The organism is Nocardioides sp. P4_G10 (assembly GCF_056401175.1).
The window spans coordinates 36,359-46,228 of record NZ_JBFUJV010000029.1 but is presented as its reverse complement, the minus strand read 5'-3'; the positions used below and the strand labels follow the sequence as shown (position 1 = coordinate 46,228).

Below are 9,870 nucleotides of genomic sequence, written 5' to 3'. Positions count from 1 at the left end.
TGCAAGGCCTGACAACGTACGGAAGTGCCGGTCAGCCGGGGATCGCTGAAGCCCGCGGACAACCCCGGGAACGACGAAGCCCCCGCCGCAGAGCGACGGGGGCTTCGACGAAGAAGACGTCAGGTCAGCGCGAGACCTTGCCGGCCTTGAGGCAACCGGTGCAGACGTTGAGTCGCTTGGGCGTGCCGTTCACGGTCGCCCGGACGCGCTGGATGTTGGGGTTGAAACGACGCTTGGTGATCTTGCGCGACCAGGGACGGTTGTTTCCGAAGCCCGGCTTCTTGGCGCAGATGTCGCAGACGGCAGCCACCGTGCACTCCGATCCGTTCGAGGGTGATAGATGTTCATCAGGCCTGACCGCCAGAAGCGGCAGCAGGCAACCGCGCAAGAGTAGCCGAGGACCTGCGGCGAGATGAAATCGCAGGGGCCGTGGGTGCCGGGCACTACCCTGTGGCGCGCACCACATCGTACGACGAAGCAGCCTCAGCACCACATCCGAGCGACCCCCAGCGGGGCACCCGCCAGGCATCCGCCAGGCATCCACCAGGCATCCAGCACACACCCGGGAGCAGACCGACGCGATGGAGCACGTCACCCACGGCATCACGCTGGACGGCGTGGCGCGGTTCGTCGACATCGCCACCGACGCGTTGTCCTCGGCCCGCGAGGAGATCGACGCGCTCAACGTCTACCCCGTGCCCGACGGCGACACCGGCACCAACATGTTCCTCACCGTCTCCGCGGCCCGCGACGCGTTGCGCGAGGCCCTCGCGAGCGACCCCGGGCTGTCCCTCGGCGACGGGATGGCCGTGCTCGCCCGGGCCGCGCTCATGGGTGCGCGCGGCAACTCCGGGGTGATTCTCAGCCAGATGCTGCGCGCCTACGTGCGCCACCTCGCCGGCGCCGCGATCGCCGACAAGCCGGCGGAGACGATCGCCGCAGCCATGGCCGAGGCGACGGAGGCCAGCTATGCCGCCGTCGGCTCGCCCGTCGAGGGCACGATCCTCAGCGTGTCGCGAGCCGCGTCCGACGCCGCGATGGAGGCGGCCGGCCGCGGGGCGCGCACCCGCGACGTGTTCACCGCGGCGGCCTCGGCGGCGCGTGCGGCCCTGGCCCGTACGCCGGAGCAGCTCGCCGTGCTGGCCCAGGCCGGGGTCGTGGACGCCGGCGGCCGAGGCCTGTGCGTCGTGCTCGACGCGGTCGAGACGACGGCCACCGGGCGCCGGCCCACGCCGTGGTCGGCGCCGATCGGCACCCGCCTCATCCCGGTCGCCACAGCGCCCCCGGGCGACCACCTCACCGAGGACGGCCCGGGCTACGAGGTGATGTACCTCCTCGACGCCGACGACCAGCACGTCGCCGACCTCCGCGCGACGCTCGCCACGCTCGGTGACAGCCTCGTCGTGGTCGGCGGCGACGGCCTGTGGAACGTCCACGTGCACGTCGACGACGTCGGCGCCGCCATCGAGGCCGGGATCACCGCCGGGCGCCCGCACCGCGTCCGGGTCACCCACTTCGCCGACCAGGTCGCCGCGGGCCCGCAGCCCGGCTCGACCCGCGCCTCGACCCGCGTCGGTCGCAAGGTCGTCGCGGTCGCCGCGGGTCCGGGCCTGGCCGCGCTGTTCGAGTCGGCGGGCGCGGTCGTGGTGACCGGGGGGCCGGGGCAGCGTCCGTCCACCGGCCAGCTGCTCGAGGCCATCACCAGCTGCGGCGCGGCCGAGGTCGTGGTGCTCCCCAACGACGGCGACACCGTGCGCGCGGCGGAGATCGCGGCGCGCACGGCCGAGGTCGAGCACGACGTCTCCGTCGAGGTGATCCCGACCCAGGCGCAGGTGCAGGGCCTGGCCGCCGTCTCCGTGCACGAGCCCGGTCGCGCGTTCGACGCCGACGTCCGGGAGATGACCGCGACCGCCCGCCACGCCCGTCACGGCGCCGTCACCGTCGCCGCCCGCCGCGCGATCACGATGGCCGGTGCGTGCGAGCCCGGCGACGCGCTCGGCGTGATCGCCGGCGACTTCGCCGTCGTCGGCTCCGACCTCGAGGAGGTCGCCACCGACGTCCTCGAGCGGCTCCTGGCCGGTGGCGGCGAGCTGGTGACGATCGTGTCGGGCAAGGACGGCGTGGACCTCGCCCAGCGGGTCGCCGCCCACGTCGAGCGGCGCCATCCCCACGTCGACGTCGCCGTCCACGACGGCGGCCAGCCGCGCTACCCGCTGCTCGTCAGCGTCGAGTGACCGGCAGGATCTCCGCATGGTCGCGATCACCCCGGACAGCCCGATCGGCGTGGTGTTCGGCAACAGCCACAAGAAGCGCAAGCTCGCCGAGGAGGGCCTCGGACTGACGACGGTCGGTGACCTGCTGCGCCACTTCCCCCGCCGCTACGTCGCCGCCACCGAGCTCACCGAGGTCGCCACGCCCGTCGTCGGCGACCAGCTGACGATCGTCGGCGAGGTCCGCTCGTGCGAGAGCGCCCCGTTCTTCAGCGGCAACCGCCGCCAGTTCCGTACGACGGTGCGCGTCCGCACCGACGGCCCGGACTTCTCCATCACGCTGTTCAGCCCCTACGCCAGCCTGGCCGAGCGCCACGAGGCCGAGTTCCGCCCGGGCAGCCGGGCGATCTTCACCGGCAAGGTCAAGCAGTACCGCGGGAGCTGGCAGCTCGAGCAGCCCCACGGCTTCGCCCTCGACGGCGACGAGGCGGTCTCGATGAGCAAGCTCATCCCGATCTACCCCCTCACCGCCAAGCTCTACTCCTGGGACCTGCAGAAGGTCGTCGCCGCCGCGCTCGACCTCGTGACCGGCGTGCCCGACGTGCTCACCCCAGAGCTGCGCGAGCGGTTCGAGGTGCTCGACGTCATGCAGGCGCTGCGCTGGGTCCACGCCCCCGACGACTGGAAGCAGGTCGGCGCCGCTCTCAAGCGCTTCCGCTTCGAGGAGGCGCTGGTGCTCCAGCTCGTCCTCGCCCGGCGCCGGGCGGCGCACCGCGCCCAGGGTGCCCGTGCCCGCACCCGCCGCGACGACGGGCTGCTGGCCGCCTTCGACGCGCGGCTGCCGTTCGAGCTGACGGGTGGTCAGCGCGAGATCGGCGACCTGGTCGCCGACGAGCTGGGCGGGGACCATCCGATGAACCGCCTCCTGCAGGGCGAGGTGGGCTCGGGCAAGACGCTCGTCGCACTCCGCGCGATGCTCCAGGTGGTCGACGCCGGGGGGCAGGCCGCGCTGCTCGCCCCGACCGAGGTGCTCGCCCAGCAGCACCACCGCTCGATCTCCGCGATGCTCGGCGACCTCGCCCAGGGCGGCATGCTCGGCGGCGACGCCGACGCTACCCAGGTCGTCCTGCTGACGGGCTCGATGGGCAAGGCGGCCCGTCAGGAGGCGATGCTGCGCATCGTCACCGTCGAGGCCGGCGTCGTCATCGGCACCCACGCCCTCCTCGAGGACAAGGTGGAGTTCGCCGACCTGGGCCTGGTCGTCGTCGACGAGCAGCACCGCTTCGGCGTGGAGCAGCGTGCCGCTCTGACTGACAAGGCCGGCACGCCGCCCCACGTGCTCGTCATGACCGCAACCCCGATCCCGCGCACCGTCGCGATGACCGTCTTCGGCGACCTCGAGACGTCCGTCCTCGCCGAGCTGCCAGCCGGGCGGGCGCCCATCCAGACCAACGTCGTCCCGCTGGCCGACCAGCCGACGTGGATCGACCGCGTCTGGCAGCGGGTGCGGGAGGAGGTCGAGCAGGGCCACCAGGCCTACGTCGTGTGCCCGCGGATCGCGGGCGACGCGGGGGAGGAGGGCGAGACCGACCAGCTCGACTTCGACGAGGACGGCGCCGACATCACCCCCCGGCGTCCGCTCGCGGCCGTGGAGGACGTCCACGCCGAGCTGGTGGCGGGCCCCCTCGCCGGGCTCCGCACCGCCGTCCTGCACGGACGCATGGCGCCCGACGACAAGGACCGCACGATGCGCGCCTTCGCCGCCGGCGACATCGACGTGCTCGTGTCGACCACGGTCATCGAGGTCGGGGTCGACGTCCACAACGCCACCACGATGGTGCTCCTCGACGCCGACCGGTTCGGCGTCTCGCAGCTCCACCAGCTGCGCGGTCGTGTCGGCCGGGGCGGCCTCCCCGGGCTCTGCCTGCTGGTCTCCCACGCCGACCTCGGCACGCCCGCCCGCGAGCGGCTCGACGCCGTGGCGGCGACCACGGACGGCTTCGAGCTCAGCCGCGTCGACCTCGAGCAGCGCCGCGAGGGCGACGTGCTGGGCGCCAACCAGTCGGGCTTCCGCTCAGGTCTCGTCACACTTCGGGTATTGCGCGACGAGAAGACGATCGTCCGTGCCCGGAACGCCGCGGAGGCGCTACTCTCCGAGGATCCGGCGCTCGCACAGGCGCCCGCCCTGGCCGACGTCGTCGCCGAGGTGGAGCGCTCCGCGGCGTCGGAGTTCATGGAGAAGGGCTGACCACGGGGACATGACTCGCATCATCGGGGGCACGGCGGGGGGCCGCCGTCTGGAGACGCCGCGCGGTCAGACGACCCGTCCCACGAGCGACCGGGTGCGCGAGGCGTTGTTCTCGGCGATCGAGTCCCGCACCGGATCGCTCGACGGGCTGCGCTTCCTCGACCTGTACGCCGGATCCGGCGCCGTGGGGCTGGAGGCGTGGTCGCGGGGGGCCGGCGTCGTGACGATGGTCGAGCAGGACCGGCGCACCGCGGCGTTGATCGCCCGCAACGCCGCCACCCTCGGCTTCTCGCGCGCCCGGGTGGTCGCGACCTCCGTGGCGTCGTTCCTCGCCTCGCCGCCTGCCGCGCCCTACGACGTGGTCTTCGCCGACCCGCCCTACCCGATGTCCGACCAGGACGTCGACGCCGACCTGGTGGCGCTGGTGGACCACGGCTGGCTCGTGCCGGGCGCCCTGGTGGTCGTCGAACGGGCGGCCAAGCGCACCGTCGTCACCTGGCCGCCCGGCCTCGAGGAGGACCGCACGCGGCGCTACGGCGAGACCACGCTTTGGTACGGTCACGCCACCCTGGCCCCCTGATCCCCTGATCCCGAGACGGGACCAGAGCCCCCAGCCCCAGCCTGAAGGAAGGACGCCCGTGCGTCGCGCTGTCTGCCCCGGGTCGTTCGACCCGGTGACCAACGGCCACCTCGACATCGTCGGTCGTGCCGCCAGGCTCTTCGACGAGGTCGTCATCGCCGTCGGCGTCAACATGAGCAAGAACCGGCTGTTCACGCCCGACGAACGGATCGCGATGCTGCGCGAGGCCACCTCGGGCATCGCCAACGTGCGCGTGTCCGGCTTCGACGGGCTCATCGTCGACTTCTGCCGCGAGATCGAGGCCGTGGCGATCGTCAAGGGCCTGCGCGGTGCCGGCGACTACGAGTACGAGCTGCCGATGGCGCAGATGAACTCGCACCTCACCGCGGTCGAGACCGTCTTCCTCCCCGGTGCCGTCGGCAACGCGTTCGTCTCCTCGAGCCTGATCAAGGAGGTCGCGGCGCTCGGGGGCGACGTACGCGGCCTGGTCCCCGAGCCCGTGCGCGAGCAGCTCGTCGCGCGGCTCGCCGAGCGCCGGGCCTGACGCCGTCTGACGCTTGGCCCGAGCCCGCTCAGACCCCCCGGGGGAGACCCCGCCCGTCACTCGTTTTGCCCCGTCGGTGGGGCGACGGATACGATTCCGAGGTTGTGTTGGTGTCCAGATGTGGGAGTTCGACGTGAGCAGCCTGGACCCGAAGGCGCCGCTTGTGCTTGATACGCGCGAGCTCGGCCGCCGTCCGGGGTCCCAGCGTGAGCTCGAGCTCTCCGTTCCGGCGCCAGCAGAACTTGGCATCGAAGTCCTCGCTGTCCCCGAAGGATCGCCGGTCGAGCTCGACCTGCGGCTGGAGGCGGTCATGGAGGGCGTGCTGCTCACGGGCACGGCCACGGCCGCGCTCGAGGGGGAGTGCGTACGCTGCCTGCAGCAGATCGAGGACGAGATCCACGTGACGCTGCAGGAGCTCTACGTCTACCCCGACCAGCACGACAAGGCCGCGGAGCACGACGACCGCGACCTCGACGACGAGACCAGCCGGCTCGAGGACGACCTGCTCGACCTCGAGCCCCTGCTGCGGGACGCGGTGGTGCTCGCACTACCGTTCCAGCCGCTGTGCATGGACGATTGCCCGGGATTGTGCACCGAGTGCGGTGCGCGACTCGCGGACGACCCGGACCACGCGCACGACGCGGCGATCGACCCGCGCTGGGCAGGGCTCCAGCAGCTCAGGCCGGACACGGCAGCAGACCCAGCACCGAGACAGCAGGACACCCAGAACTGAACTCCACCGGGAATCCCCGGCGGAGAAGCAAGCAAGCCACACGTTAGTAGGAGACCACCATGGCTGTTCCGAAGCGGAAGATGTCGCGCAGCAACACGCGTCACCGCCGTTCGCAGTGGAAGGCCGTCGCGCCGACCCTCGCGACGTGCGCCAACCCCGCCTGCGGCGCCAAGCACCTCCCGCACCGCGCGTGCGGCCAGTGCGGCCAGTACGGCGCCAAGGCCGACCGTCGCCAGGTCCTCTGACCACCGACGAGCTCCGCGCAGCGCTCGGTGATCCGGTCCTGGATCCCGAGCTGCTGCAGCGTGCCCTGACCCACCGCTCGTTCGCCTACGAGAACGGGCAGCTCCCGACCAACGAGCGCCTGGAGTTCCTCGGGGACTCCGTGCTCGGGGTCGTGGTCACGGAGACGCTCTACCGCGTCCACCCGGACTTCAGCGAGGGCCGCCTGGCCAAGCTGCGGGCCGCGGTGGTCAACGCGCGCGCCCTCGCCGACGTGGCCCGGCAGATCGGGCTCGGCCAGCACATCAAGCTCGGTCGCGGCGAGGAGACCACCGGCGGCCGCGACAAGGCCTCGATCCTGTCCGACACCGTCGAGGCGGTCATCGGGGCGATCCACCTCAGCGGTGGTATCGACGAGGCCGCCAAGGTCGTCCACCTCCTCTTCGACCCGGTGATGGAGGCCGCGGCGTCCATGGGCGCCGGCCTCGACTGGAAGACCTCGCTGCAGGAGCTCTCGGCCGACCTCGGGCTGGGCGTCCCCGAGTACCTCATCGAGGACGACGGCCCCGACCACATGAAGACCTTCGTCGCGCGCGTGCGCGTCGGCCAGCAGCTCCTCGGCAACGGCACCGGCCGCTCCAAGAAGGAGGCCGAGCAGGGCGCCGCCGAGACCGCCTACCGCGAGATCAAGGCTGCCCACGCCAACGGCCAGCCCGTGCCGGAGGCCGTTCCCGCGCCTGCCGTGGCGCCGGCCACGGCCACGGCCACCGGCCCCGACGCCTGAGACGTGCCCGAGCTCCCCGAGGTCGAGGTCGTCCGCGCCGGCCTCGAGCGTCACGTCGTCGGCGCGACCATCGAGGCCGTCGAGGTGCTCCACCCGCGGCCTGTGCGCCGCGACCACCGCGGGCCGACCGGCTTCGCCGCCGCCCTGACGGGCCAGCGCATCGAGGCCGTCCGCCGTCGCGGCAAGTACTTCTGGCTCGCCCTCGCCAACGGTGACGCCCTGCTGGGCCACCTCGGCATGAGCGGGCAGATGCTCCTCCACGAGCCGGGTGCGCTCGACGAGCGCCACCTGCGGGTCCGGTTCACGCTCGCCGCCCCCGTCCCCGCCCCCGCGCCCCTCGTCCGCTGCGCCCCGGCGCTCGTCACCAGACCCCTCGAGATGCGCTTCGTCGACCAGCGCATGTTCGGCGGCCTCGTGGTCTCGGCGGGCGGGGCCGAGCTGCCGTCCGAGATCGTGCACATCGCCCGCGACCCGATCGACCCGGAGTTCGACGACGACGAGTTCGTGCGCCGCGCGCGGCGTCGTACCTCCGCGATCAAGCGGCTGCTGCTCGACCAGGGCCTCGTCTCGGGCGTGGGCAACATCTATGCGGACGAGGCGCTGTGGCGCGCCCGGCTGCACGGCGAGCGGCCGGGGGACCGGCTCACCGGCCCGGTGCTGCGCGACTTGCTCGGCCACGTCCGCGACGTGATGGGCCAGGCGCTCGCGCAGGGCGGCACGTCCTTCGACGCCCTCTACGTCAACGTCAACGGCGAGTCTGGCTACTTCGACCGCTCCCTCGACGCCTACGGCCAGGAGGGGGAGCCGTGCCGACGCTGCGGCACCCCCATCCGCCGCGTGGCCTTCATGAACCGCTCGTCCTTCTTCTGCCCGACCTGCCAGCGACCGCCGCGTGCGCGGCGCGCCGGTAGGCGTTGACCGGCCGCCACCTCGGTGGGACGCTTGGAGACGGCCGCTGCGCGGTCCAGTACCCCCTTCTGGAAAGGCACCCCATGGCGAAGGCGCTGATGGGTCATGTGAACAACGACGTACGGACCGCCTCGGTCCTGGCAGTCGAGAACAGCCGGCTCCGCCGCCGGGTCGGGGACCTCGAGTCGCTCGTCCTCCGGCTGCAGGCCGAGAACGACCGCCTGGCGGCGGCCGCTCGTGACGAGCTGAAGGTGGAGGACCTCCAGCCCGCCTGACGCGACCCGCGTCACGTCACCGAAAACCTGCTGCACCCCGCCGGCCCCCGGCGTAGGGTCTCGCGCTTGTGAGCCGCTTCGTCGAGACCGTCCTGCCGGCACGCCTCGGCCGGCGATTCAGGTGGCTGCTCGTCTCGTCGTGGACGACCAACATCGGCGACGGGGTCGCGATGGCGGCCGGGCCGCTGCTCGTCGCCTCGCAGACCGACGACGCACGCCTGGTCGCGATGGCCGGCCTGCTGCGCGGACTGCCGTGGCTGCTGATCGGGCTGCACGCGGGCGCCATGGCCGACCGCCTCGACCGGCGTACGGTCGTGGTGACCGCGAACCTCGTGCGCACCGTCGTCCTCGCGCTGCTCTGCGCCTCGATCGCCACCGGTCACGTGTCCATCACGGTCGTGCTGGTCTCGGTCTTCGCGCTGGGCGTGGCCGAGGTGTTCGCCGACTCGACCTCGAGCACGCTCACCCCGATGTTCGTCGAGAAGGCCGACCTCGGCATCGCGAACTCCCGGATGCAGGCCGGCCTCCTGACGGCCAACCAGCTCGTCGGACCGCCGGTCGGGGCGTTCCTGTTCGCGGCCGGGATGGTGTGGCCGTTCGTCAGCCAGCTCGTCTGCGTCCTGCTCGGCGTGGTCCTGGTGTCGCGCATCGGCTCGACCCGCGACCAGGTGCGCGACTCGGTGGACACCCACGTGCGCCAGGACATCGTCGAGGGGATCCGGTGGCTCTGGGGGCACGCGGCGATCCGCACCCTGGCCATCGTCATCCTGACCTTCAACATCACCTGGGGCGCCGCGTGGTCGATCCTCGTGCTCTGGTCCCTCGACCGGGTGCACATGGGGGAGGTGGGCTTCGGCCTGCTGACCACCGCCTCGGCGCTCGGCGGGATGGTCGGCACGTTCCTCTACGGTCGCCTCGAGCGCCGCTTCGACCTCGCGACGCTGATGAAGACCTGCCTCCTCCTGGAGGTCCTCATGCACCTGGCGCTGGCGCTCACCACCGTTCCGTGGGTCGCCCTGCTGATCATGTTCGGCTTCGGCGCCTACGCGTTCGTGTGGTTCAACGTCTCGCAGGTCGTGCGGCAGCGGGCCGTGCCGATGGAGTTCCAGGGCCGAGTGGGCTCGGTCTACCTGATCTTCGTCTTCGGCGGGATGGTCATCGGGCAGGGCGTCGGCGGCGTGATCGCCCAGCACTGGGGGCTGGCCGCGCCGTTCTGGTTCGCCTTCGTCGGTTCGGGCCTCACCCTCGCGCTCGTGTGGTCGCGGTTGCCGAGCATCGCCCACGCCGACGAGCCCGCGGGCGCGACCGCCTGACCGGCGTACGACGGCTCCGGACCGACGTCAGTGGGCGACCGAGGTCGGCGTC

The 9,870-nt window shown here is 72.4% G+C and carries 11 protein-coding genes; 10 read left to right on the top strand and 1 reads right to left on the bottom strand.

The window, feature by feature from the left end:
• Positions 1 to 124: 124 nt before the first annotated feature.
• Positions 125 to 310, bottom strand: a complete 186-nt coding sequence (gene rpmB, locus AC1DP1_RS21395; protein ID WP_056602600.1) for a 50S ribosomal protein L28 — start codon at positions 308 to 310, stop codon at positions 125 to 127.
• Positions 311 to 581: 271 nt separating this feature from the next.
• On the opposite strand from rpmB, the gene AC1DP1_RS21390 reads away from it, so the two are divergent.
• The 10 genes from AC1DP1_RS21390 (at position 582) to AC1DP1_RS21345 (ending at position 9,818) form a co-directional block, all read left to right on the top strand.
• Positions 582 to 2,234 carry a DAK2 domain-containing protein gene (locus AC1DP1_RS21390; RefSeq protein ID WP_477508547.1) on the top strand — a complete coding sequence of 551 codons (1,653 nt, stop codon included), beginning with the start codon at positions 582 to 584 and terminating at the stop codon, positions 2,232 to 2,234.
• Between the two features lie 16 nt (positions 2,235 to 2,250).
• Positions 2,251 to 4,458 (top strand): ATP-dependent DNA helicase RecG, encoded by a 2,208-nt coding sequence (locus AC1DP1_RS21385; protein WP_477508546.1) that lies wholly within the window; start codon positions 2,251 to 2,253, stop codon positions 4,456 to 4,458.
• A gap of 10 nt (positions 4,459 to 4,468) precedes the next feature.
• Positions 4,469 to 5,038: a 16S rRNA (guanine(966)-N(2))-methyltransferase RsmD gene (gene rsmD, locus AC1DP1_RS21380; protein WP_477508545.1), complete on the top strand. Its 570-nt coding sequence runs from the start codon at positions 4,469 to 4,471 to the stop codon at positions 5,036 to 5,038.
• Between the two features lie 58 nt (positions 5,039 to 5,096).
• A complete protein-coding gene (gene coaD / locus AC1DP1_RS21375; RefSeq protein ID WP_300045828.1) occupies positions 5,097 to 5,582 on the top strand; it encodes a pantetheine-phosphate adenylyltransferase in 486 nt (161 codons plus the stop codon).
• Positions 5,583 to 5,715: 133 nt separating this feature from the next.
• Positions 5,716 to 6,315 carry a YceD family protein gene (locus AC1DP1_RS21370; RefSeq protein ID WP_477508544.1) on the top strand — a complete coding sequence of 200 codons (600 nt, stop codon included), beginning with the start codon at positions 5,716 to 5,718 and terminating at the stop codon, positions 6,313 to 6,315.
• A gap of 59 nt (positions 6,316 to 6,374) precedes the next feature.
• On the top strand, positions 6,375 to 6,560 hold the full coding sequence (gene rpmF, locus AC1DP1_RS21365) for a 50S ribosomal protein L32 (RefSeq protein ID WP_179617666.1): 186 nt from the start codon (positions 6,375 to 6,377) through the stop codon (positions 6,558 to 6,560).
• Positions 6,515 to 7,321, top strand: a complete 807-nt coding sequence (gene rnc / locus AC1DP1_RS21360; protein WP_477508543.1) for a ribonuclease III — start codon at positions 6,515 to 6,517, stop codon at positions 7,319 to 7,321. The genes rpmF and rnc overlap by 46 nt, the downstream gene beginning before the upstream one ends.
• Positions 7,322 to 7,324: 3 nt before the next feature.
• Positions 7,325 to 8,239, top strand: coding sequence for a bifunctional DNA-formamidopyrimidine glycosylase/DNA-(apurinic or apyrimidinic site) lyase (gene mutM / locus AC1DP1_RS21355; RefSeq protein ID WP_477508542.1), 915 nt, complete (start codon positions 7,325 to 7,327; stop codon positions 8,237 to 8,239).
• Between the two features lie 74 nt (positions 8,240 to 8,313).
• Positions 8,314 to 8,505, top strand: a complete 192-nt coding sequence (locus tag AC1DP1_RS21350) for a hypothetical protein (RefSeq protein WP_191196677.1) — start codon at positions 8,314 to 8,316, stop codon at positions 8,503 to 8,505.
• 68 nt (positions 8,506 to 8,573) lie between these two features.
• Positions 8,574 to 9,818 (top strand): MFS transporter, encoded by a 1,245-nt coding sequence (locus tag AC1DP1_RS21345; protein ID WP_477508541.1) that lies wholly within the window; start codon positions 8,574 to 8,576, stop codon positions 9,816 to 9,818.
• Positions 9,819 to 9,870 lie beyond the last annotated feature (52 nt).

Excerpts from the sequence above, each read along its gene's own strand:
- AC1DP1_RS21385 (WP_477508546.1), top strand. The coding sequence starts at position 2,251 with ATGGTCGCGATCACCCCGGACAGCCCGATCGGCGTGGTGTTCGGCAAC.
- AC1DP1_RS21390 (WP_477508547.1), top strand. The coding sequence starts at position 582 with ATGGAGCACGTCACCCACGGCATCACGCTGGACGGCGTGGCGCGGTTC.
- rsmD (WP_477508545.1), top strand. The coding sequence starts at position 4,469 with ATGACTCGCATCATCGGGGGCACGGCGGGGGGCCGCCGTCTGGAGACG.
- rpmF (WP_179617666.1), top strand. The coding sequence starts at position 6,375 with ATGGCTGTTCCGAAGCGGAAGATGTCGCGCAGCAACACGCGTCACCGC.
- AC1DP1_RS21350 (WP_191196677.1), top strand. The coding sequence starts at position 8,314 with ATGGCGAAGGCGCTGATGGGTCATGTGAACAACGACGTACGGACCGCC.